Here is a 26320-nt window from a genome sequence, read left to right on the forward strand (position 1 = left end):
GGCACTATTTTATCTTACTTCTCCCCGCCACAGCAGTTCTTGTTGGAATTGGTTACACTTCAGCAATAGCCATATTGGCAAAGCGAAAGAAAGCACTTGCAATTATACCTGCTGCCATTTTTGGAGTTGCAGTAATTGCGGCGATCCTCAACCAAGGGAAATTGCTTTTTTCAGCATCACCAATTGAAGTCTCTCGCGCCGTATATGGCCTCCAACCTTTCCCAGAAGCATTAGAAATCGCAAAATATATTAAGAGGTCCTCAACAAAGCAAGACACGATCGCAGTGTTAGGGTCCGAGCCAGAGATTTTTTTCTATGCAAATCGAAGGTCCGCCACTCCTTATATCTACGTCTACCCACTCATGGAGGAACATGACAAAGCCCTCAAAATGCAAAATGAAATGATGCAAAACATCCAAAAGGCAAAACCTAAGTATATCGTTTCAGTCGTCAATCCGCTTTCATGGGGTGTTTCGCGAGGTTCTGTAACTAAAATTTTCAACTAGAGCGCAGATTATTGCCGGCAGCACTATAGAATAGTAGGTATAGTTGATATGTTGTCACCCGACTGGACAAATTATTATTGGGACAATGAGGCAAGAAAAAATGCCCCACAATCACAGGAATATGTGATTATTTTGGAAAGAAAATCTAATTAAAAGGTTTTCTTGTTATTCCTATAGGAATAAGGGAGGATAACTTGACCCGAAAGCCCAACACTTCCAATAAGAAGATATATGCCGCTGTAATGCTCCTCGCATTTATTGTAATTGTGCCCTTTTTTCAAGTGCTTTGGCATGATTTTATCACGTTAGACGACCCCACTTATGTCATTAGCAATGAACAAGTTAAAAAAGGACTAAGCTTTGCAGGGCTGAAGTGGGCTTTAACCACAATGTATAGTGCAAATTGGCACCCAATCACATGGCTCTCGCACATGCTTGATTATCAACTTTTCGGTCTTAATCCAATGGGCCACCATCTAATGAATCTGCTCATTCATCTAGCAAACACCCTGCTGCTATTTTCGGTGCTGAGGCGAATGACTGAAGCAGTCTGGCGAAGTGCGTTTGTGGCGGCGTTATTCGGCGTGCATCCGCTCCACGTCGAATCTGTTGCGTGGGTAGCCGAGAGAAAAGACGTCCTAAGCACCCTATTTTGGATGCTCACAATGCATGCATATAGCCGATATGCTCAGTCGCCAACTATTAAAACCTATTTACTTGTGGTAGTAATCTTTACTTTTGGGTTAATGTCAAAGCCAATGTTGGTAACTTTACCCTTTGTTCTTCTAATTTTAGATTATTGGCCTCTCGAGCGAATCGGGAGTTCTGGCTTAATGCCAATTGTAACTTCAAGAAATTTTAGAACCTTACTGTTTGAGAAAATCTCGTTGTTCTTCCTATCTGGGATATCATGCGTCATTACTCTTTCCGCCCAGGGTCGAGGCGGTGCAATACAATCGCTAGAGGAATTTACACTAGGGGTAAGGCTAGCTAATGCGGTCGTTGCCTACGCAAGCTACTTAATAAAAATGATTTGGCCTTATCACCTCATTGTATACTATCCTCACCCAGGTTCTAATCTGCCTGCTTGGCAGGTCTTAGCATCTGGATTTTTTTTGGCGCTCATTACATTCATTGCTATAATGCTCGGGCGTAAATATAGATATCTCGCGGTTGGCTGGCTATGGTATCTTGGCACGCTCGTGCCAGTGATTGGCCTCGTCCAAGTCGGCATGCAAGCCATTGCAGATAGATATACTTATGTGCCTCTAATTGGAATCTTCATTGCAATTACTTGGGGAGTCCCCGCGCTAATCAAACCTCATGAAACTTGCAAGAGAGTAGGGGGAAAACAAATTGCATTTTCGATTCTTAAATCATCAGCAGCCTTGTCTATTCTCGCCCTAGCTATATGTACATGGATTCAGGTAGGTTATTGGAAGGATAGCTTCTCCCTTTTTAGACATACACTTGCTGTTTGCCCCCAAAATGCCGTTGCCCACTACAACCTTGGTGTAGCATTTGTGAATAATGGAGACGCTGAAGCCGCTATGGTAGAGTTTCAAAAAGCACTGAATATAAAACCGGGATATCCTGATGCATGGTACAATATTGGCGTCCTTCTTCAGCGCAAGGGTAAAATTGATGAGGCAATCAAAAGCTACTATCAAGCAATCAAACTTGACCCTACGTTGGTACAAGCCCGAAACAATCTTGCCATAATGCTTTTTATTAAAGGAAATTATGCAGAGGCATGGAAAGAAGTTCATGCTTGCATGAAATATGGATTTCAGCCTCATCCCGAATTCCTCAAAGCGCTGTCCCAAAAGATGCCTGAGCCTTAATCCATCGGCAATGCCAATTATATTTTTATAAGTCTAACAAGTGATGTAATGATTGTTTTTTCAGGATATAGAGTGAAAGATTTGAAGGCATGTAATAGAATCAGCTGTTGTAAGTCTAAACAACCGAATGAGTAGATTCAAAAATGAGACATACTCGGCGAAGTACTGAAGGCGTTCTTATTCTATTTGCATCCCTATTATTGCTAATGGGGTTTGCACTAGTCTATGCTGCAAAGCTCCCGCAACTTTACGAAGGTGAGAAAGCAAACATAAACACTGCCGATGAAAATACGTTATCGGCAATTATGGGTATTGACCGCAGGCTTGCAAAACTTATATGCGAATACCGCAGAAAGAACGGGAATTTTACAGATGTTGATTCGCTTGGACGTATAAAGTTGCTCACCAAAGATGAAGCGGAGAAAATTGCTTCATTAAATGCCAGTCGCAAAATTGACCTTACAACTATTAGTCCTGAAGAGCTTTCAGCACAAGCAGGAATCAGCCCCGAAGTCGCCTATAGAATTTTGGAAGCAATAGCAACAAGAGCCCCAGGTGAACCCATAACGGCCATTCTTCTGTCAAAAATTCCTCTTATTTCTAGTGATACTTTGGCCTCACACAAAAAGATCCTGAGAGTTCGAGATGCTGAGCGAGTAATGATTTCATTTTGGATAAAAGCCTTTCTCATGATAAGCGGGTTCTTTATATTTCATTTTACACTGAGAAAAAAAGCACCAAATGCTGACCCTTACCTCATACCATGTGTAATGGTGCTTTCAGGGCTAGGATGCATAATTTTGTTTTCAATTAAGCACCCGCTTCAAGACACCGACGTTTTCAGCCGTCAAGTTCAAGGTGTGCTTATTGGCATTGTCTTCGCAATAATACCCATAAATGCAAAATTCAGCACACTGCGTCTTTGGCGGTATACTTATCTATATGCAATCTTCGCCATCATCTTAACCATAGCGCTAGCACTGTTTGGCAAAGGCCCAGGAGGAACACGACTAAGTTTATTGGGAATTCAGCCGGTAGAGATAGTTAAGCTTGCCTTAGCTTTTTTTGTTGCGAGTTATCTTGCTGACCGTTGGAGTATCCTCTCCGACCGCACTGGTCCACGTCGCCGATTTCAGCTTCCTTTATTCCGTGATATCGGTCCCCTAGCTGTAATGTACTTTCTCTCCCTCGCCACGTTTATCATGGTTAAGGATCTAGGCCCGATGCTTGTCCTTTTTGGAATGTTTGTCGTGCTACTTTACGCTGCAACTGGAAACTCTTTATTTATCGTAGCCGGACTTGGACTCATTGCATTCAGTGGTTGCATTGCCTATTTTTTAAAGCTAGGGGTTTTTGATGTGCGCGTTGATATGTGGCTTCATCCATGGGCAAATTCGCATGCGAACGGAATGCATCTTGCGCAATCACTTTGGGCGTTGGCAACTGGTGGACTATGGGGAAGCGGCTTAGGACTTGGGCAACCGAACTACATACCAAGAGCAGGCTCAGACCTCGTTTTCTCTTCGCTAGGTGAGGAGATTGGTCTTCTTGGCACGATTTTAATGCTTATCTTATATTCAGTACTCCTATCAAGATGCTTTCGAATTGCAATTCGGGCTAGAAATGATTTTGAAAGGTTTCTTGGGGCGAGCATAGCATCACTTCTAGGAATCCAAACGGTTGTTATAATCTTCGGTGTGCTTGGAATCCTTCCGCTTACTGGAATTACCTTACCATTTACCAGCTTTGGGCGGTCTTCAATGATTGCCTCATTCTTTGCATTGGGCTTATTGCTGAGTATTTCATCTGACGGTTCGATTTACTCGTCAAATATTCCAATACAAACCAGGCGAGCACTCAACCGCCTTGCAACCAGCCTCGTTGTTTTATTACTGGGTGGAGCCGGAATATGCCGCCTGATGTGGATTCAAGGCATCCAGGCAGACCAAATAGCTGGTTCATTAGTGATAGTACCCGACGCTGATGGCATTTCACGCCCCCACATCAATCCCCGATTAAAAGCTATAGAAGCAAGAATACCCAGGGGAACTATTTTCGATAGGAATAACCAAATAGTAGCGTTTTCCCACAATGGGAGAAGGTTTTACCCATATGGTGGGTCTATGGTTCACCTTGTAGGCTATCTTGATTCCAGATATGGTGGCCCAACTGGAATAGAAAAAAGCAGAAACAATGACCTTCGTGGCTTTGATAATTACTCAGACCTTCTCCCAATATATCGTCTGAGCCATATGCCTCACTGTCCAAAGCTAAAAGGAAAAGACATAAAGCTTACAATTGACGCCAGACTTCAGGCAAAGGTTGAGAATGCGCTCAGGAAATACGCAAATGCTTTAGTCGACAAGCGCACCGGAAGGGTCAAAAACAAAGGTGCTGCAGTTGTTCTAGATGTTTATACGGGTGAGGTACTTGCCGCAGTTTCAATTCCAAATTTTGACCCCAACAAGCTTTCGTATCACAATTGGAGGAAATATATGGCTGATTTAAATAACGACCATGTGCTCATTAACCGAGCACTGAATGGCCTTTATCCTCCAGGCTCAACGTTCAAAATTATTACAACTGCAACTGCGCTTCAGAATGGAATTGATTTCAAGTATATCTGCAATCATAGCGAACATGGAGTAACATGGCGGTGGAAAGGCAAAACATTCGCACGAAAACGCATTACCGACCTCGAGGATATGTCGCCTCATGGTTTGGTTGATATGGGAAAAGGCCTTAGAGTATCTTGCAATCTATATTTCGCACATTTGGCGATGGAGCTGGGTCCTGAGCTTTTGTATAAGACAGCAACAAAAGGCTTTAAGCTAGAACATATCCCACCGCCAAAGCTACTCGCTGAAGATTTAGCCGATAGCGGCTATGGACAGGGACGGATTTTGGTTACTCCGCTTGAGATGGCACGAGTTGCTGCAACTATTGCAAACAACGGTATCATGATGAAGCCTCAATTTATTAGGGAAATTCGCACCAAAGATGGCAAGATTGCTAAGCAGTTTGAACCAATTGAAATGGGAAGACCTCTGGATTACAAAACAGCGGCTCGCCTCCGAAAAATGATGGTCGATATTACCACACGTGGTACAGCTAAGGGCCTTTTCGAGGGCATAGATATTAAAGTTGCTGGAAAAACCGGAAGCGCTGAGAACGAGCAAGGTGATAGGCTTGCTCATTCGTGGTTTGTAGGATTTGCCCCCGCAGAGGACCCCCGAATTGCCTTTGCCGTTGTTATCGAAAATGGAGGATTTGGAAGTCGCTCTGCTGGACCAGTATGTCGGGAGATAGTTAAAGCTGCTTTATAAGCAGTAAAAACATTTAAATATAACCAAGGAGGATTTTTAAATTGACAAAAGAATCGTTGTTCCCAGATAAACGCGAGATTGCAGAAAAAGAACGCCGTGTTAAGGAATTCATGGAACTAAAAGGGCTTGATGCTCTCGTGCTAACTACCCAAAGCAATTTCGCCTGGTTCACTTGCGGTGCCGATAATCGCGTGGCAAACGCAACAGAAATAGGAGTAGCTTCTGTGGTAATCACTAAGGACTCGAAGTACATAGTTTGCGATAATATTGAATACCCTCGAATATTTGATGAGGAAGTCGGTGACCAAGGGTTTAAGTTCAAAACTTATAATTGGTGGGAAAGCAACCTAGCTGATGAGATTAGTAAACTTACAAGCGGCACTGTAGGTGCTGATACTATAATTGCTGGTACAAAGTTGGTTGCTGGCGATATTTCGCCGCTCAGATATTCGCTAACCGAACAGGAGATAGAACGGTACCGATGGCTTGGTATCAATACAGCTGAGTGCATGTATGAAGCTTGTATTGAAGTCAGACCAGGAATGACTGAGCACCAGATTGCAGCCTTACTTGGCGGCAAGCTTATGGAGAGGGGCATAATACCAAACCTAATTCTGATAGCAGCCGACGAACGAATAAGTAAATATAGACACCCAATTCCCACAGAAAACACTTTGGAAAAATACGCAATGCTGGTTACCTGCGCCCGAAAATGGGGACTAATCCTTTCAATGACACGAATAGTTCACTTTGGCTCAATCTCACCAGAACTCAGACATAAGCATGACGCAGTTATGCAAGTGGATGCCAAATTAATCGGCGCAACCCGGCCTGGTGCACGGGTGGATTTCATTTTCGGCAAGGCAATCGAAGCATATAAGCGCACAGGTTTTCAAAATGAGTGGCACTTCCACCACCAAGGTGGTCCAACTGGCTATGCAGGCAGGGATTATCGTGCTAGACCAGAAGTTGCTGGAATCGTTGAGACAAATCAGGCTTTTGCATGGAACCCTTCTATCGCTGGCACTAAATCCGAAGACACTATAATTGCTTTGACAAATCACACCGAAATCATTTCGACCCATAAGGACTGGCCAACGAAAACAATTGAGATTAACGGAGCAAAAATTGAGCGACCTGATATAATGGAAATGTGACCGTTTGGCGAACAGGGGGTGCCAAATATGAAGTTTGAAAGGCGCATACACCTTCTCGCCGGCTTGCTCCTTGCAATTGCAACATTTCTTGTGTTTTGTCGGGTGCTAAGCCATGATTTCATTAACTTTGACGATGGTGTTTATGTCTATTCGAATGCTAATATCAAAGAGCTGACGTTTCAAAGTATTGGATGGGCATTCAAAACAATGCAAGCGTCCAATTGGCATCCTCTTACATGGATTTCGCATATAATTGACTATCAACTTTTTGGTTTAAAGGCGGCCGGCCATCACTTCACGAGTCTTCTACTCCACATTATGAATTCCCTTCTGCTTCTGTATATCCTAAACCGTATGTCTGGCTCATTTTGGCGAAGTATTTTTGTGGCCACATTATTTGCGCTTCATCCGCTTCATGTGGAATCGGTGGCCTGGGTCGCTGAGAGGAAAGATGTCCTAAGCACCTTGTTCTGGATGCTCACAATATGGGCTTATTTGAGATATGTCCAATCACCCAAAATTAAAACTTATATTCTCGTAATAATCTTGTTTTCGCTTGGTCTTATGTCCAAGCCAATGCTCGTAACCCTCCCATTTGTGCTCCTTCTACTTGACTACTGGCCGCTTTGCCGTACTACGCTTAGTCACCGTCATTCACAAGTTGCTTTTCCCGTCGGGGTCAAAAAACTTTTGTTAGAGAAAACGCCCCTGTTCTTCCTGTCAGCAACTTCGTGCGCTATTACATACATTGTTCAGCAAAAAAGTGGAGCAGTGATTCCCTCTGAACGACTGCCTTTCAGCATTCGGCTGGAAAACGCCATAGTTTCATACCTTGCTTATATTTTTAAGATGGTGTGGCCTGCTAAGTTAGCTATCTTTTACCCTCATCCAATGGCTGGCTTACCTATATGGCAAGTACTTGGCACTAGTGTGATTCTAATCACAGCTTCGTTTCTCGCAATCATTGTTCTTAAGAAATACCCCTACATATGCGTAGGATGGTTTTGGTACCTTGGAACGCTTATACCAGTAATTGGCCTTGTCCAAGTTGGAACACAGGCAATAGCTGATAGGTATACATATATTCCACTTATAGGGATCTTCATAATAATTGCCTGGGGGATACCGGATTTTATAGCACGCCTCGAAGAGCATAGAATAAGCAGGGTAACAACGAGAAGAATATATTCTCCTCATCAGTTTCATTTATCTTTTCTACAGTTCATCGCATATATTTCTATTATTGCTTTTAGTGTATGTACATGGCTTCAATTAGGATATTGGAAGAACAGCATAACAATATTTAAGCGTGCTATTGCCGTTACTGGTGAGAATAGCGTAGCACAATATAATTTAGGAGTTGCTTTTGCCGCTCAAAACAAACCTGCTCTGGCACTTCCTCATTTTGAGGAAGCCGTGCGAATAGACCCATTCAATTTTTTCGCCCGCTACAATCTGGGCAAAGCTCTAGATGAAACCGGCAGGTATTCCGAAGCAGAGGAACAATTTCGCGCTGCTATACTGCTCAATCCAAACGATGCCGATTCACATAACAACTTAGCTTGCGTTTTATTGGAGCAAGGTAGATATGATGAAGCGATTGCTGAATATAAAGAAGCCATTAGGCTTAAGCCTAATGATTCCTTAATTCGCAATAATATGGTCTCAGCTTTAATAAAGAGAGGCGATTTATCAGAAGCGCTAAAGCAATATACCAAAGCCCTTAGAATCAACCCTAACGACCCTTTTGCTCATTACAACATGGGAAACATGATGGTGAAGCAACAGAAATGGAACGAAGCAATTCGCCACTTTTCTGAGGCTGTACGCTTGAAGCCAGACTATGCCGACGCATATTATAATTTAGGTGTTACATATCAAACAATCGGAAACCTCGATAAAGCATATCAAGCATATCAGCAAGCTATAAGAGCCAAACCAGGGTTCGGAAAGCCTCATAACAATATGGCAGTCATTCTTTACACGCTCGGAGACTATGCTGGAGCCTGGCGTGAGGTAGAGCTATATATAAAATGGGGTGGCTGCCCTCATCCAGGATTCATTAAGGCTTTGTCCGAAAAGATGCCAAAGCCGCCAAATTAGAGGAGAAACAATCTTAAAATGCATATTAGTATAAGTTCTAAAAAAAACCTTAATCATTCTTCTCAGAAAATAGGTCGGAATCAAAGATGGCGTGTTGAACAGCTTTTTGTATTAATCTTATGCATAGCTTCCTCAATTCGCATATTCTTGTTCGCCGCAGGATTTCCAGTCTTTACCAACGTAGATGAGCATGCCCACTTCGACTTAATTTGCAAATACTCAAAAGGAAAAATACCAACTGGCCTTGGGAAATACGACCATGATGCAAACAGAATGATATTGCTATACGGGTCGCTAGAATATCTATACAATCCGTCAGATTTCCCGACTGGGGAAATCCCTCCTCCTATATGGAAACTGCCTCCTAAAGCACAAGAATTTGTTTTAGAGAAAAGGCTTGAAAAGGTTAAAGACGATCTAAATCATGAATCTACACAACCGCCTGTGTATTACTATGTTGCGGCATTATGGTACAAACTTGGCCAGGTATTGCAAATAGGAAACGGATTCATACTCTACTGGGTAAGGTTTTTAAACATTATAATCTATTCCATGCTCATCTGGCTATCCTATATGTTTGCAAGAAAGTATTACTACGAAGACGCCTTCTTAAGACTAAGCTTGCCTTTGGTATTGGCTTTTTTTCCACAAGACGTGTTTTTTTCCATAAATAACGATGTTTTAACGCCTCTTGTGTTTACCGCAGCTCTTCTATGTTTATTCGACTGCCTTATAAGCGAATCAAATGGCCTTGCCTTCTATTTGCTAACTGGTCTTCTTATCGCCACTGCATTCCTAGTAAAGATCACAGCTTTCGTAATTTTCATAATGCTAGGCTTCGTGGTAATTCTTAAAGCCATTAGACTCAAAAATGAAAGAAGATTTTCCGACGGTATGCCGGCACTTGCCATATTGGCTTTAAGTGCATTAGCGCCTGCTGGGTTATGGCTACTAAGAAATTACTTTGTATTGGGAGATATAACGGGCTCAACAGCAAAAATTAATATGCTAACTTGGACTGCTAAGCCATTTACAACAATATGGGACCATCCGATATTTACCCCTGCTGGAGCGCTTACGTTTTGGAGCGAATTAATGAAAACCTTCTGGCGGGGAGAAATTACCTGGCATGGCGAAAGGCTTTCGTGGGATTTTGCTGATGGATTTTATTGGATCTCGTCATCGGTTTTCCTGATCGCTTTTATATATAGCTTACTTCTAATGCGACTGCAAACAAAATCAAAAATCATTGACATAGCAAACTTCATAGTTTTTGGAGCATCAATTTTGTTTATGGCTGGAATTTCTATTTCTTACGATTACGGCAATTGCTGGTATCCTTCCCAAGAACATCCATATTTTACTTCTGGTAGGCTAATATCAGACGCACTCGTGCCGTTTCTCATTTTATATCTTCAAGGTTTTAAAATCTTAACGTCCCGATTGAAATCATACATTAGATGGGCCGCGCTAGGAGTAATAATCGCGCTTATGTTAGCTTCAGAGATAGCGCTTTCTATCCCGGTATTCGGGAGCGCATATAATATGTTTCACTTGCACTGAGATGCAAGTCCTGAAACGTGAGCTACTCTTGCCAAAAATCCTATCCTCAAAAAGCTAGAGTTCTAGCAATTACCCAAATAAAGTACAGTTTGCTAATTGACATATTTTCTATAAAAGAGTAATCTAGTAGCTGAAAATTCGCTTTTGCCTTCAATAAGCAGTAAAGCTATTCCACTTAGTTTCTCCCCCCGGAAGCTGGTGGTTTTGGTGGCGAAGCGCGGGAAACGCGCAACAAAGTGTCATAATGCACCTAATAAGAGCAAAATGCAATGGGCATGGTTGCTCGTTTTCATTGTGGTGCTTTTTTGTGCGACAATACGAATTAGGCTACTCCCAACGCCGCTCGAACGCGATGAGGGCGAATACGCCTACGCGGGCCAGCTAATCCTGCAGGGAATCCCCCCATATGTGCGTGTTTATAATATGAAGCTTCCAGGCACCTATGCTGTTTATGCCATCGCCATGGCACTTTTTGGTCAAAATCCAACTGGTATCCACCTCGGTTTGCTTTTCGTAAATGCTACCACTATAATCCTGGTATTCTTATTGGCACGAAAACTGTTCGACACCTTAACAGGCTTGGTAGCATCTGCGAGTTTTGGCATCCTTTCTCTTGGCGCATCTGTTCTGGGCGTTTTTGCGCACGCCACCCACTTCGTAACATTACCAGCAATTGGCGGACTGCTACTTCTGTTAAAAGCCAAAGAACTGAGAAGTCGCTCAATGTTGTTTTGGAGTGGTTTATGCCTTGGGCTTGCATTTTTAATGAAGCAACATGGCATATTCTTTGTAATCTTTGGTGCTTCCTATATTCTCATTTACAACGCTCACTTCTCTTTACGGCAAGAGAAAATTGGTTTCTTAAATCAAAAATTGGTTGACGCGGCGATATTTCTCCTCGGCGCCGCTGTCCCACTTGTTCTTACATGCCTAATTTTGTTATTGACAGGAGCACTCCAAAAGTTCTGGTTTTGGACTTGGACATACGCTCTTCAATATGTCACAGAAACATCTTTTTCCACTGGCTGTAAACTATTTAGGAGTGGCATCGGTTACGTTGTGCAGTCAGCACCCGCGCTTTGGATTTTGGCAGGGTTGGGCTTGATTTGTCTTTTTGCAGATCGAGAATGGCGAAAGCGTGCGCCTTTTGTTGGAGGGCTACTGCTTTTCTCATTTTTTGCTATTTGTCCTGGTTTTTATTTTCGTAGTCATTATTTTATCGTGGTGCTGCCAGTACTAGCTATTCTCAACGGCATCGCTGTCAGTACCATATATAATATTGCAGAAAGAATACACGCTCCTATATATCGTAAAGCAGCTGTGTTGGCATTTCTTTTGATTTTAGGTTATTCTATATTCCAGCAGAAAACATTTCTATTCAAAGCCACGCCCTGTGAGGTATGCAGATTATCCTATGGCGCCGCCTGTTTCCCTGAGGCTCTGGAGGTTGGAAAATATATTAGGGAAAACAGCACCAAGGATGACCGAATTGTCGTCCTAGGTTCCGAACCTGAAATCTACTTTTATTCGCGTCGGATGTCAGCCACAGGATACATCTACATGTATCCTCTTATGGAGTCTAGTCCTTTAGCCGAAAAGATGCAACGCGAAATGATCAAGGAAACAATGGCATCAAGACCTAAATTTCTAATTGCAGTTTGCATCCCAACCTCATGGATGCGCAGGCGTGAGTCACCAACCTTATTGTTTGACTGGTTTAACCAATACTCGACGGATAATTACCAATTAGTGGGAAGTGTGGAGATACTTAGCCTAGAACGAACCGAATACCGCTGGGGAGAAGAACTGAACGCTTATAAACCGAAGGCGGAAAACAGGATTCTTGTTTTCATGCGAAGACAGTAGTTTAAAGATGCAAAATCGCTATTTAGTAATTTTATTCCTCATTACTATAACCCTTGTCGTTTTTCTCCAAGTTAGTAGTCATGAGTTTCTCAACTACGATGATGATGTGTATATTACTGCCAACCATCATGTTCGGAATGGGCTAACTTTAGAATCAATCAAATGGGCTTTTACAACTACATATGCAAACAATTGGCATCCCCTAACGTGGATATCACACCTACTTGACGTGCAGTTATACAAGCTCAAACCCGCCGGGCATCATGCAACTAACCTTTTAATCCACGTGTTGAATGTTGCGCTCCTATTCGTAGTGCTAGAAATGATGACCCATTCGAGATGGCGAAGTGCATTCGTTGCAGCCATGTTCGCAATACACCCTCTCCATGTAGAGTCAGTTGCCTGGGTAGCTGAAAGAAAAGATGTTTTAAGCTCTTTCTTCTGGATACTAACACTTTTTGCACACCTACGATACACCAAATATCCAAGGGCAACCACTTACGTTCCTGTGGTTTTAATCTACGCCCTCGGCTTAATGTCAAAGCCAATGCTAGTAACTCTTCCATTTGTACTTCTCCTGTTGGACTACTGGCCACTAGGCCGAACAACTTTTGCTCATGAGCAACTTGCCGGCTCTATAGAAAAGCACAGTATTGGAAAGTTAGTAATAGAAAAGATTCCCCTATTGGTCTTAGCAGGAGCATCTTGCACAATGACATATATTGCACAGGGTGAGGCGGTTGCGCCGTTCGAAAGGTTTCCATTTGGTATCCGCGCGACAAACGCTGTTGTAGCATTTGTCTCTTATATTCTGAAGATGCTCTGGCCAGTTAACCTTTCTGTTTTTTACATGCATCCTTCAACGTCTCTTCCAACATGGCAGGTATTAGGAGCCGGGGTTGTCCTTGTTTGCATATTTGTTCTTGCATTGCGAAATGCTTTCACCCATCCGTATATCCTAGTAGGATGGCTGTGGTATTTTGGAACATTAATACCCGTAATCGGCTTAATTCAAGTTGGGGCACAAGCAATGGCAGATAGATATACTTATATGCCACTTATAGGCATCTTTATCATAATTGCTTGGGGAGTACCGAAACTGCTAGGAAATTCACGGATTGGGGTAGAAAAGGGGAAAAGGAAAAAAGAAGCTTTCGTTCCTAAATCTTTCATTCTGCCATTTGCTGCACTGCTTATTATAATAAGCCTTACGATCTCGGCCTGGTATCGGACGAGTGTTTGGAAGAATAGCATAACCTTGTTTGAGAATGCACTTAGGTCGAACCCAAACAATTATATTGCACACAACAATCTTGGGGTAGCTTTGGAAAAAGCAAACAAGTTAGAGGAAGCTGCAGCTCACTACGAAGTCGCTTTACGACTCAAACCAAATCACCCCCAAGCCCACAATAATCTCGCTAATATTTACTTCCGAACAGGCAAAGTGGACAAAGCAATTCTAGAGTACAGAAAGGCTTTGAAGCTAAAACCCAATGATGCAGGCATTCACAATAATCTTGGGGTAGCTCTTGCCGAAAAAGGCATGCTGGACGAGGCAATTAAAGAATACAAAATAGCTCTGCAGATTAGACCAGACTACGACAAAGCACACCTAAACCTTGGGATGGCATTGGCAAGACTAGGAAAATTTAGAGAAGCTGCCGATGAAATGAACAAAGCACGAAACATTAGCCCAGAAAGTTCGGAAGGCCACAACAATTACGGTGTAATACTTGCAGGACAAGGAAAGGTTTTGGAGGCAATAGAGCAATTCAAAGAAGCACTGCGGCTTAAACCTGAAAATGCAGAGGCACATAAAAATCTGGCTGTTGCGTATTATCTAACCGGAAAGTACGCGGACGCATGGAGGGAAGTGCAATTATACCGCAAATACGGTGGAACGCCGCATCCTGGTTTGATTCAAGCTCTTACAAAAAAAATGCCTAAGCCTCCAAAATGATTTACGTTGGGCCCTAATAAAAAGCCCTCGGGTGCCTTGACTTAACCACCATAATAAATTAAATTATACCTGTCGTTTCCCCATATCTCGAACAGCCGTACAGTGCTCAGCGGTTTCTACTTATGCCCAAACTCGCAAGTACCAAGCGGCGTTCTCGTCTGAGACGCGCCGAAACAAGGGAATTAAAAAGAATCCCTTTGTGGGACTCTTTTACGGCGAAAAATGAATTCACAATCGTCGTGATATTGTGTATTGTTGCTGCTCTGCGCATTTTCATTTTCAGTGCAGCGTTTCCATTCTTTAACAATGTGGACGAACAGGCTCACTACGACTTAGTTTATAAATATTCTAAGGGCCAAATTCCAAGCGCACTAGAGAAATTTAGTGCCGGCGCAAGCGAGCTAATCGTCCTTTTTTCCTCGCCCGAATACTTATGCAATCCACTTAGCTTCCCCAATGCGAAATTTCCGAAGCCAATGTGGAACTTACCTCCAAGCGAACTAGCACCTGCACTGAAACTAGCAACGATAAACCTAATGAATAAAACAAACTACGAATCCACCCAGCCGCCTGTTTTCTATATTATCGCAGGTTTATGGTATAGACTAGGTGAGTTATTGAACTTACGCGATGGCATGCTTCTATACTGGACGAGGTTTCTGAATGCTGTACTTTTTATTCCACTAATTTTGCTTTCTCACCGATTCATTAGAATCCCTTACCCCGACCGGCTGTTCATGCGCATAGGAGTACCAGCAATGATAGCGTTCTTCCCCCAAGATGTCTTCTTTTCAATAAACAACGATGCGGTTAGTCCACTGTTCTTTACAGCTGCTTTTCTTTGTTTGTTAGAAATATACCTTTCACGTTCAAAGAGCTATGCGTTTTATGTTTTTACCGGCATCCTGGTAGCAGTAACCTTTATGGTTAAGTTCACAAATGCCGCGATATTTGCAGCTTTAATGGCTGTAGCTGCTTTAAGAATCGTTGAACTTTCAGCGGTTGGAAAAATTGGACGTGAATTGCCAAAGATTATATTGATGATTTTTTCAGCCATAACACCAACTGCTCTCTTTCTAACTAGAAACCTACTTGTATTAGGCGACATCACCGGCATGTCCGGAAAGATAAATATACTTGGGTGGACAGCAAAGCCTTTTGCTCAAATATGGCACCATCCAATCTTCACGCCTGAAGGATTGATTACTTTCTGGAGCGACCTAATGAAAACTTTTTGGAGAGGCGAACTCGTGTGGCACAAGTCTACAGTCGCAGTGCCATGGGTTGACTCCTTTTATTGGATATCCACCACAATTTTTCTATTTGCGGCGGCCGTGAATTTGATTCTATACAAGCGGCAAAATCGAGATACTGGTTGGATAGCAGACATTTTTGCGTTTGGCGTGATTGGCCTTTCCGTATTAGGACTGGCAGTAATCTCGTTGGTATATGACTTCGGAAGGTGTTGGTATCCCTCGAGTCAACATCCATATCTTACATCTGGCAGGTTGATAATTGGAATCATGGTGCCATTTATAGCGCTCTATCTTAGAGCTATTGAATTTATTCTGTGGAAAACAGGACTAAGAAGCTCTCGCTGGTTGGCTTTATGTATAATATTAGGACTGATGCTTGGATCCGAAATAGCAATTTCTATCCCAGTATTCGGCAGTTTATACAACTGGTTTCATATGATTTAGCAAATCAAGCAAAATGACAAAGCGGAATTATCACAAAAGAGAACATAAGGAAAAACTTAAAGGTCCACAAATCCAACGGCAAGCCTGGATACTGCTGGCAATCGCAATCTTCGCAATAGCACTAATACGCATACGTCTGCTTCCAGTTCCGCTCGAGCGCGATGAGGGCGAATATGCCTATGCAGGCCAGCTTATTTTAAAAGGCATACCTCCGTACCTGCATGTATACAATATGAAATTTCCTGGAATATACGCTGTATATGCGCTAATAATGGCATTGTTTGGACAAACAATTGTTTCCATTCACCTCGGGCTCCTTATTGTAAATATCATTACAATTGTCCTTATTTTTCTTATAGGAAAGCGATTTTTCAGTCCAACAAGCAGTGTAGTAGGAGCAACAACTTATGCAATATTTTCCCTCGGCCAGCCCGTGCTTGGAATGTTTGCCCATGCCACTCATTTCGTCGTTTTGTTTGCACTCTGTGGATATCTTCTTCTCATGAAGGTGTTTGAATCGAAAAGGATTCTGCTTCTTTTTTTGAGCGGCTTTTGTTTTGGGATTGCAATCTTAATGAAGCAACATGGATTTTTATTTGGCGCATTCGCCTTGCTTTACTTGGTGCTTGTGCAAAGAAAAAACAATATTTTCACACTCAAGCAATGTGTGGCAGGAACTTCCCTCTTCGCATTGGGATTGGTCATTCCACTCGGTATAACTTGTCTAATCCTTATTGAAGCAGGCGTGTTCAATAAATTTTGGTTCTGGACTTTCACATATATTAGACAATACGCTAGCCAAGTGTCCCCTGCTTTGGGTTGGGAGCTTTTTAGCGAGAGAGCCATTAAAATATTTCTTGCATCTCCGTTACTTTGGCTGCTTGCAGCATTGGGGTTTATAATCATTTTAGCGAACAAGGAAATGAGACCCAAAGCCCTTTTTATCATAGGCTTATGGATATTCTCGTTCCTTGCCATCTGCCCAGGACTCTATTTTCGCGATCATTACTTCATTATGACTCTCCCGGCTAATGCGATGCTAGTCAGTGCCGCCTTTAGTTATCTCAACAAAATAACGGCTGGGACTAAGCTTGCTGCAATGCCCTTGATAATCATTATTGCCGCAGTAGGTCACTCGTTTTTTACTCAGCGGGAAGTTTTATTTTCGCTTAGCCCTAACATGGTAAGCCGTGAAATTTATGGTGGGAATCCATTTCCTGAATCTTTGAAAATTGCTGAATATATTAGAAAGCACACGTCACCTAATGATACTATAGCTGTATTGGGTTCCGAGCCACAGATATATTTCTATTCGAAACGTCGGTCTGCAACTGGATACATTTACATGTATCCGTTGATGGAAATTCATCCATATGCTTTGCAAATGCAGATGGAAATGATCCGAGAAATCGAGGCTGCGAAACCTAAAATTCTCGTCTGCGTAAGCGTGTCAACCTCATGGTTGCCTTTGGAGAATTCGGTAATGAAAGTATTCGACTGGTCAAGCAGGTATGCCAGAAAGTATTATGATTTAGTTGGCAATATAGAGATAATTGCTATGGACTATACTAGATATTCGTGGGGTGAAGAAGCAGCAAAGCATAAGCCAAATGTGCCTGCAGTAATTTACGTTTTTAAGAGAAAGCCTACCCTAAGTAAATAATAAGGGAAGAAATATGTTTGCAGGAAAGAAAGTAGTAGTTGTAATGCCAGCGTATAATGCTGCAAAGACGCTAAAGAAAACATATGACGAAGTGATGGCCCAAGGAATGGTTGACCTTGTTATCGTCGTTGATGACGCAAGCCGCGATGAAACATTTGAAATTGCAAAAACCCTGAAAAATGTCAAAGTTTATAAACATGAGGTAAATAAAGGCTATGGTGGAAACCAAAAAACTTGCTACCGCCTTGCTCTTAATGAAGGTGCCGACATTGTTGTAATGGTACATCCCGACTATCAATACACTCCACTATTGCTCCCAGCAATGGTTTCAATGGTAGCAAATAATCTATATCCTTGCGTAATAGGTTCGAGGATTTTGGGTGGCCATGCGTTGAAAGGCGGAATGCCCATTTGGAAGTATTTCTCAAACAGGGTCCTTACTTTTATTGAAAATATCCTTTTGAGTGCAAAGCTTTCGGAGTACCATACTGGATACAGATGCTTTACAAGAGAAATACTCGAAAAATTACCGCTTGACGCCAACTCTGACGACTTTGTTTTCGACAACCAAATGCTCGCACAAATCTTATGGTTCGGATATGAGATTGGAGAGGTAAGCTGCCCAACAAAGTACTTTCCCGAGGCATCCTCAATAAATCTTAAGAGAAGCATTAAGTATGGCTTTGGTTGTCTTGCAACTGGTTTAATATACCGCTTGGCAAAATGGAGGCTAATAAATACCGCCATATTTCCCAGTAAAAAACAAATAAAGCCTTTGGTAGGTAAAACAAAGAAGCGGTTATGATGCGATGCGACGAGATTACCTAATCTATGTTCTTCTAGTTATAATAACTTTTGCTGCCTTTGGACGTGTTTTAGTCAATGATTTTGTGGTCTATGATGATGACAAATACGTAACCCACAACGAACATGTTAAGGCAGGACTAACGCCCGAAGGCCTAGCATGGGCTTTCACCGCATTCCACGCTGCCAATTGGCATCCTCTGACTTGGATTTCCCACATGGTCGATTGTAGCGTATATGACATGAAGCCATGGGGACACCATCTTACTAATCTTCTTTTGCATGTGGCGAATGTTCTGCTACTTTTTCACATCCTAAAATTGATGACTGGCTCAATATGGAAAACCGCTTTGGTAGCCGCATTATTCGGCGTGCATCCCTTGCATGTCGAATCAGTCGCCTGGGTTTCAGAACGAAAAGACGTTCTAAGTACATTTTTCTGGCTAATCACAATGTGGGCGTACTATCGATATTCCAGATGCCCAAAGCTCGGGTCATATATCCCAGTTGTGCTATTTTTTGCACTGGGCCTAATGTCAAAACCAATGCTTGTAACACTTCCATTCGTTCTACTTCTACTAGACTGGTGGCCCCTCGGACGCATAAGCCTTAAAAGTTACACCCTAGTCCTTAAGCCAGGAAGTATTGTTAGGCAACTTCTAAACGAGAAGATTCCCCTTTTCGCGCTTGCTGTTGCATCAAGCATTGTAACCTTTATCGCACAAAAGGAAGGCGGGGCTGTTGGAACGCTAATGGAAATCCCGCTCGACATGCGGATAGGAAACGCTCTTCTATCTTACATGCGCTACATAGGCAAAATGATTTGGCCTTGGCCACTAGTGGTTTTCTACCCACATTCAATACATGGATTACCCATTTTGAAAGTAATTTTCGCTTCGATTTTATTCCTAGCAATTACTTGGCTAGTAATAAAACAAATGCACCGGCGACCTTACATGGTCGTTGGTTGGTTTTGGTACATCGGCACTCTAGTTCCAGTAATCGGAATTATACAAGTAGGCCGCCAGGCAATGGCAGATAGGTACACATACATTCCACTCATCGGCATATTTATAATACTTGCCTGGGGTATCCCTGACTACTTCAACACGCGAATAAAAGAAAAAGCCAAAAAAGTGTCCTCCATTCTGCCATCGATAACATGCATTATAATTGCTGTCTTTGTTGTTTGCACTTGGTGCCAAGTGGGCTATTGGAAAGACACAATTGCTTTGTTTGGCCACACTCTTCCAATTACAGGCTCCAACTACGTAGTTCACAATAACCTTGGAGTTGCTTTTTCTGAGAAAAAGCAATACGAACAAGCCATAGCCCACTTTCAAAAAGTCTTAGAAGTCGAACCCAACGACCCCGATACAAACTACAACATGGGAAACGCACTTGTAGCCATCGGCCGCTTTTCTGAAGCAGCCAAATATTACAGGGCAGCAGTCAAAGCTGACCCAAACTATGCTTATGCGCACAATAATCTTGGCAATATCTTGTCACAGCAAGGTAGGCTCGATGAAGCAATCGAAGAATATAAGAAAGCGTTGCAAGCTAAACCCGATGATTTAGATATTAAACGCAATCTAGAGACTGCGCTTTCACAACGTGCTAAGAAAACAAACACAGCTACGAGTCTCTATGAGGCCATTAAAGCAAATCCCAACGATGCAAAAGCTCATTATGAACTTGCAGTTATTCTTGAAAACCAAACTGACTTCGAAGGTGCCATCGAGCACTTCTCCATCGCAGCTCGATTAAAGCCTAGCTACGCCACTCACTATCACCTAGCAAATATCCTTTCGAAAATGGACCGCGTTGATGAAGCTATTCGCCATTATCGAGAAGCAATTCGCTTGGACCCAAAGCGATTTGAAGCCCACTACAATCTCGCAAACACCCTTTCAAGGCAGGGAAAGCTAGATGAAGCAATCGGGGAGTATGTCGAGGTCATACGCCTTAAGCCTGACTTCGCAGACGCCCATAACAATCTTGCCATCGCATTATTTGAAAAGGGTGATTATGCTGGCGCTTGGCATCATGTATATCTTTCGCGACAGAACGGCGGTAACCCCCATCCTGAATTCATACGCGCTCTGTCAGAGCATATGCCGGACCCAGGAGGGTAGGTTCTGTATTCGTTATGGCAAAACTTAACCAGAAGCAAAAAGTGAAAATAAATAAGAAAAATGAATGGCTAGTTCCATCCGCACTCATCAGCATAACAATAATCGTCTTTATTCCAATCCTATGGCATGAGTTTGTTGCCTGGGATGATGACATGCTCATCCACCAAAATCCTTTCTATCATCCATTCAATCTGCACAGCTTTCTGTACTTCTGGGGACACCACTACGAAGGGCTCTATATGCCCCTAACTTATAACTCATGGGGCATTATCTCGCTAATTGCCAAACTGCCACCTTCCCCTAATAGACCTAGCATGAGTCCTATTCCATTTCATGCCTTTAATTTATCGCTACATTTGATAAATGTTCTTCTTGTGCTAAACATTGTTCTCTTTTTAATCAAAAAATACATATCGCCGGCAGAAAAAAAGACTATATTGGGCATCCCACATGAGTTTTGGGCAGGGGGAATAGGCGCTTTGGTGTTTGCAATTCACCCTGTCCAAGTCGAGCCAGTCGCATGGGCAACAGGAGCGAAGGAATTATTATCAACATTTTTCTCATTTGCTGCCCTTCGGATGTACCTTGGTGCTGCCGCAGGACAAACTAACGGTGGCAAAAAAGGCTATTTCCTGGGGATGTTATATTTCATCCTAGCCATGCTTGCAAAACCAAGCGCGGTTGCCGTACCCCTATTAGCATGGTTTTTGGATTATTTAATATTAAAAAGGACATTTAAACAGAGTGTAACTAATGTTTTGCCTTGGATTGCTTTAGCCATACCATTTATTATAATTGGGAAGAAAATTCAGCCAGATATACAGGTAAGCTTTGTACCGCAACTATGGCAGCGGCCTTTTGTGGCAGGAGACGCAATAGCATTCTACCTTTACAAGCTATTTTTTCCGTTTAACCTCGGTCCAGACTATGGCCGCACACCTGCATATGTTTTAGATAATTGGTGGGGATACGTAACCTGGATTGCACCGTGTTTGATTACGGTGATGGCTTGGACACAGCGAAACAAAGCCCCCTGGTTTGCTGCAATTTGTGTAACAGTAGCAGGCCTCCTACCTGTTCTTGGCTTTGTACCATTCGTTTACCAAAGTTACTCAACAGTTGCTGACCGTTACTTATACCTTCCAATGCTAGGTCCGGCATTGGCTGTTGCATGGCTAGCATTGCGCTTAAAGGGCAACCTATCAAAAAGTGTATTGGTATTGGCGCTTGGAGTTTTTGCAACTTTGGCTTTTTCTCAGCAAAATCATTGGTACAACACTATATCTTTGTTTGAGCATGCATTAAGTGTTAACCCCCGGAGTTACATCGCGTGTAACAACATGGCGGTAGTGTTTATTTCAAAGGGAGAAATTGACAAGGCAGCAGAATACCTTGGACGCGCACTCGAAGTCCGCCCAGAGGATGCAGAAGCAAACAATAACATGGGATTCCTTCTAGCAAACCAGGGCAAACTAGATGAAGCAACAGAGTTCTACCAAAGAGCAATAAAAGCAAAGCCCAACTATTCGAGCGCGTACGTCAATCTTGGAAACATCTATGTATCTAAAGGAGACTTCCAAAAAGCCATTGAGTATTACCATAAAGCCATTTCTTTCAATCCATATGATGCAGCTGGTCATGGAAATCTTGGCTATGCACTATACCGATTAGGCAAGGCTGAGGAGGCAATTAAGGAATATAGACTAGCCATTCGTCTAAGACCAGGCTTTATGGAAGCGCACGCAAACCTTGGCGACGCCTTCATGGCCCAGGGTAAAATTGAAAATGCAATCGAAGAGTATAAAGAAGCAGTCCGATTGAGGCCTGATTTTGCAAGAGCATGTATTGGTCTAGGCATAGCTCTTAGTCGCTTAGGCAAATTCGATGAGGCTGCTGATATCTTTTCACAAGCTATAAAAGCTAATCCAGAATCTGTAGAAGCCCATTATGGGTTGGCAAATGCTTTATTTAGGCTAAAGAGATATGATGAAGCAATCGCTGAGTACTCTAAAGCCGCACATCTAAAACCAAACTTTGGGGGAGCCCACCGCAACATGGCGGTATGCCTCTTCTTGGTCGGAAGATATTCTGATGCATGGCTAGAGGTACAGCTTGCTCGTAAATATGGCGTTGAGCCACATCCAAACTTCCTCAAAGCACTCTCGCAAAAGATGCAAAAACCTTAGCAAAGCAATGAAGTATTGACTAAAATTATTCTTTCTTTAAACTGCTTGACATTGCCCGTTCAGAATCATCCCAAATCGTCTTGACAGAAGGGAAGGGGGCAAGTGCACGACTGAGGATGCCATGGATATAGGCTAGTGTGACCCCGTAATTCGTCATTGGTACCCCGGCTTCACGTGCCTGCTTCTGGCGAAAACACATTTCACGGCGGTTGAGCGTGCAACCTCCACAGTGAACAATTACTTTGTAACTCTGAATATCTGACGGAAACTCAACTCCAGAGCTAAAACCAAACTCCAACTCGCCGCCAATCATGCGCGTTAAATATTGAGGGATTTGCACACTGCCAATGTCATCTTTTTGTCGGTGATGCGTACATCCTTCGGAGATGAGCACACGATCACCCGGCTTTAGACTTTTAAGCGCTTGCGCACCTTTTACAAACTCTGCAAGGTCGCCTTTATAGCGTGCCATTAATATGGAAAAACTCGTCATCCATATGTCGGGTGGAGTATCTTCAGCCACCCTTTTGAATGCTTGGGAATCGGTTACAACTATTTTTGGTTTACGGCTGAGGCTCGCCAATGCCGCCTTTAATTCGCTTTCCTTGGCAACAACAGCATAGGCGCCATGGTCGAGAACGTCGCGCAGGGTCATTACTTGTGGGAGAATCAATCTGCCCTTTGGTGCTGCTGAATCAATCGGTACCACCAGGACAACAATTTCACCAGGGTTAATAAGGTCACCAATTATTGTTGGTTCACAGAATCCTGCAGGCGCATTTGCAATCAATTCTTGCTTTAAAACTCCAATATTCTCACCAGTTGCAGATGAGACACGAACAAAAGGGAGAGAGCGTTTGCGTGCCCAAACTTCGGCCTGACTCATAGCTTTGTTATTATCTCCCGCGATAAAATCGCTCTTTGACTCGACTACAATTAATGGAATTTGACGATTGCCAGCCATATTAGCTAGCTTATCTTCCCATTCGCCAGGAGCTTGCTTTGCTTCAATAAGCAAAACTGCTAGGTCAGTTTTTTCTAACACTCTTAGTGTCTTCTCAACACGAAGCTCGCCAAGCGCCCCAACGTCGTCAATACCTGCAGTGTCTGTAATAACCACCGGTCCAATGGGAAGTATCTCCATTGCTTTGGACACGGGGTCGGTTGTTGTGCCAGGAATATCAGAAACAATTGCCACTTTCTGACCGGTTAATGCATTAATAAGAGATGATTTCCCCGAGTTCCTGCGCCCAAATATGCTTATATGCAATCGCTCCCCAGATGGAGTTTGATTCAAACTAGGCATTGCAATTTCACTCCCGTTGGCTGGATACAAACTCAAAGTGCTTTGCCCTGTTGATCAAAGCACTGCTTTATTTTAGCATTTCACCACTAAGCTCGGCAAAGAGTGCTAATTCACTATATAAACTCGCTTCTCGCCGCGGCGCCTACCTGTTCAATGGCTCTTATATGCCGTTCGAAGCAATCAGGGAGCAATGGCCGCCAAACTGTTTGAAGAAAACCTTTAAGTCTTTCCGGCGCAATATTCTCCTTCGCAAATTTAACCGTATCTCCAAAATTCGTGGGAACCGTCCAATTGCTCCCAGTAGGAACTTGGTCATAGCCGTGCTTTTCTAAATCGAGGTATGCCTTTACATAACTAATTTCTGGTGAAAAAGACTCACCATAGTACCAATTACTTTGAAGCACTGATTTTGGCATCTTTGCTATGAACTCATCCGGGTGCACCCATAAATAATCAGACCAAATCCATGCACGTGCGCCGCCTTTTTCAACCTGTTCTACAAGAAACAAAAAATCATGCCACCACAAATCATGCTGACGGATTACAACATAATCATACATTGCTTGGTGTGCAGCCGTTTCCTCATCCATGCCTAGATGAAAAAGACGTGGTTTATCAAAAATTTCAATAGCCTCTTGGATGAGATCTCTGCAGACTCCGTAGTACGTGTCAGTGCTTAGCATTCGAGAATAGGGTCCTAGCCAGACGTCATGGCACGCAGAAAAGTTCATTTTCGGAATCGGTTCGATGCCAAGGTTACGAAGATGTGCAAGTTCGGCCTTTAGCTCTTTCACTGTCCAGGCATCTCTCGCGGCTAGTTCAGGATGACTCTCGTACCTGACACCCTCGCCAAGATCAATGACGAGCGTGTTTATTCCAGCTTCTGCAAACTTTGGAATCAGTCGCTCCCATAATTCCCGGTTAAAACGCATATACGGCCGTGCGGTAATGTGAGGCAAGTTCCACTCAGGGGCTTCACGGTCTGCCCAAAAATTGAAGCCAAGATGGATTAAATAAGCCCAAATTCTGTCGTCTTTCATATTAGCTCCTTTCTTGTTTATTCTGCTTCAATAAAGCAGAAACTTCATTTAAAGTAACCAAGAAACTGGTGGCTTAGTTTGACTAGCTCAGCTAGAATTAGGGTAAAAATTAAAAGAAAGAAACTGCCGACAAAAAAGATTACCATAATCGATTTTAAAATGGTAGCAGATGGGTCTTTCGCCCTTTTTAAAAACACAACTAGAATAGTTGACTTGTCAGTCATATTCAGGTATATTATCCGTGAAAGTTTAAAGGAGTTGGATGTTCTATGAATTCGCTAAAAACAGGTATTTTATTGGCAGCGTTAACAATTCTCATAGTCCTTGTTGGAGGCATGGTTGGAGGCCCCAGAGGGACAGTTTGGGCTTTTATATTTGCTTTAGCGATGAACGGGCTTGCGTATTGGTACAGCGACAAGATTGTGCTTGCAATGTATGGTGCAAAGCCAATAAGCGAGGCCGAGTCACCCGGTTTGTACTCTCTTATAAGACGGCTAACAATGGAAGCCGGTCTCCCAATGCCAAAACTCTACATTATTCCCGGTGAAATGCCCAACGCATTTGCAACCGGTCGCAATCCTGAAAATGCGGCTGTTGCAGTGACCGAGGGACTTCTCAGAATACTTGACCGTGATGAGGTTGAAGGTGTGCTCGCTCATGAATTGGCGCACGTGAAGAACAGAGACATCTTAATTTCAACAATTGCTGCTACATTGGCCGGAGCAATCATGATGCTCGCAAACATGGCTCGGTGGGCAGCGATTTTCGGCAGTATGGGTCGGTCGGATGATAATAGGAATGGCGGTGGCGGACTTGCTCTTCTTATTACTGCTTTCATAGCACCCATTGCCGCGATGCTAATCCAATTGGCAATATCGCGCTCGCGCGAATATCAAGCCGACGCAACAGGAGCAATAATTAGTGGCAAGCCACTCAGCTTAGCCAATGCACTTATAAAACTCGAAAACGCTGCAAAATTCGTGCCAGCAGAAGTGAATCCATCCACGGCGCATATGTTCATAGTGAATCCACTTCGTGGAGGAGGGATTCTTAGCCTCTTCAGCACACATCCCCCAATCCCTGACCGCGTCAATCGGCTCAGAGCAATAGCTGAAAAGATGGGGCAAACAGTGTAGCCAAGTTTGCAAATCTAATAAAAGG

Annotated in this window: 16 protein-coding genes; 14 read left to right on the forward strand and 2 right to left on the reverse strand. The window is 43.0% G+C overall.

Annotated elements, in window-relative coordinates; translation table 11 throughout:
• The 13 genes from K6T99_11575 to K6T99_11635 all read left to right on the forward strand — a co-directional run.
• A partial coding sequence (locus K6T99_11575) for a hypothetical protein (protein MCL6520458.1) occupies positions 1-506 on the forward strand: 506 nt, incomplete at its 5' end.
• Positions 507-700: 194 nt separating this feature from the next.
• Entirely contained in the window at positions 701-2350 is a 1650-nt protein-coding gene (locus K6T99_11580; GenBank protein ID MCL6520459.1) for a tetratricopeptide repeat protein, read from the forward strand.
• Positions 2351-2493: 143 nt separating this feature from the next.
• Positions 2494-5676 carry an FtsW/RodA/SpoVE family cell cycle protein gene (locus K6T99_11585; GenBank protein MCL6520460.1) on the forward strand — a complete coding sequence of 1061 codons (3183 nt, stop codon included), beginning with the start codon at positions 2494-2496 and terminating at the stop codon, positions 5674-5676.
• Positions 5677-5717: 41 nt separating this feature from the next.
• Positions 5718-6833, forward strand: coding sequence for a M24 family metallopeptidase (locus tag K6T99_11590; GenBank protein MCL6520461.1), 1116 nt, complete (start codon positions 5718-5720; stop codon positions 6831-6833).
• 27 nt (positions 6834-6860) lie between these two features.
• Positions 6861-8936 (forward strand): tetratricopeptide repeat protein, encoded by a 2076-nt coding sequence (locus K6T99_11595; GenBank protein MCL6520462.1) that lies wholly within the window; start codon positions 6861-6863, stop codon positions 8934-8936.
• Between the two features lie 18 nt (positions 8937-8954).
• Positions 8955-10499: a glycosyltransferase family 39 protein gene (locus tag K6T99_11600; GenBank protein MCL6520463.1), complete on the forward strand. Its 1545-nt coding sequence runs from the start codon at positions 8955-8957 to the stop codon at positions 10497-10499.
• Positions 10500-10706: 207 nt separating this feature from the next.
• Positions 10707-12365 (forward strand): glycosyltransferase family 39 protein, encoded by a 1659-nt coding sequence (locus K6T99_11605; GenBank protein MCL6520464.1) that lies wholly within the window; start codon positions 10707-10709, stop codon positions 12363-12365.
• Positions 12366-12372: 7 nt separating this feature from the next.
• Positions 12373-14325 (forward strand): tetratricopeptide repeat protein, encoded by a 1953-nt coding sequence (locus tag K6T99_11610; GenBank protein MCL6520465.1) that lies wholly within the window; start codon positions 12373-12375, stop codon positions 14323-14325.
• Positions 14326-14447: 122 nt separating this feature from the next.
• Positions 14448-16025: a DUF2142 domain-containing protein gene (locus K6T99_11615; GenBank protein MCL6520466.1), complete on the forward strand. Its 1578-nt coding sequence runs from the start codon at positions 14448-14450 to the stop codon at positions 16023-16025.
• Positions 16026-16038: 13 nt separating this feature from the next.
• The gene (locus K6T99_11620) at positions 16039-17688 is read left to right on the forward strand and encodes a glycosyltransferase family 39 protein (protein MCL6520467.1); all 1650 of its coding nucleotides are present in this window, start codon (positions 16039-16041) and stop codon (positions 17686-17688) included.
• 13 nt (positions 17689-17701) lie between these two features.
• Entirely contained in the window at positions 17702-18493 is a 792-nt protein-coding gene (locus tag K6T99_11625; GenBank protein ID MCL6520468.1) for a glycosyltransferase family 2 protein, read from the forward strand.
• Between the two features lie 4 nt (positions 18494-18497).
• Complete coding sequence (locus K6T99_11630) at positions 18498-20627, forward strand: tetratricopeptide repeat protein (GenBank protein ID MCL6520469.1); 2130 nt, start codon at positions 18498-18500, stop codon at positions 20625-20627.
• A 41-nt stretch (positions 20628-20668) separates the two neighbouring features.
• Positions 20669-22813 (forward strand): tetratricopeptide repeat protein, encoded by a 2145-nt coding sequence (locus K6T99_11635; GenBank protein ID MCL6520470.1) that lies wholly within the window; start codon positions 20669-20671, stop codon positions 22811-22813.
• A gap of 25 nt (positions 22814-22838) precedes the next feature.
• Here K6T99_11635 and hydF read toward each other — a convergent pair whose 3' ends face one another.
• Both hydF and K6T99_11645 read right to left on the reverse strand, forming a co-directional pair.
• Entirely contained in the window at positions 22839-24119 is a 1281-nt protein-coding gene (hydF, locus tag K6T99_11640; protein ID MCL6520471.1) for a [FeFe] hydrogenase H-cluster maturation GTPase HydF, read from the reverse strand.
• Between the two features lie 113 nt (positions 24120-24232).
• Complete coding sequence (locus tag K6T99_11645) at positions 24233-25159, reverse strand: Tat pathway signal protein (GenBank protein ID MCL6520472.1); 927 nt, start codon at positions 25157-25159, stop codon at positions 24233-24235.
• A 269-nt stretch (positions 25160-25428) separates the two neighbouring features.
• Here K6T99_11645 and htpX point away from each other — a divergent pair, with 269 nt between their 5' ends.
• Positions 25429-26295, forward strand: a complete 867-nt coding sequence (gene htpX, locus K6T99_11650) for a zinc metalloprotease HtpX (protein MCL6520473.1) — start codon at positions 25429-25431, stop codon at positions 26293-26295.
• Positions 26296-26320 lie beyond the last annotated feature (25 nt).

This window comes from Armatimonadota bacterium (assembly GCA_023511795.1).
GTDB lineage: Bacteria > Armatimonadota > UBA5829 > DTJY01 > DTJY01 > JAIMAU01.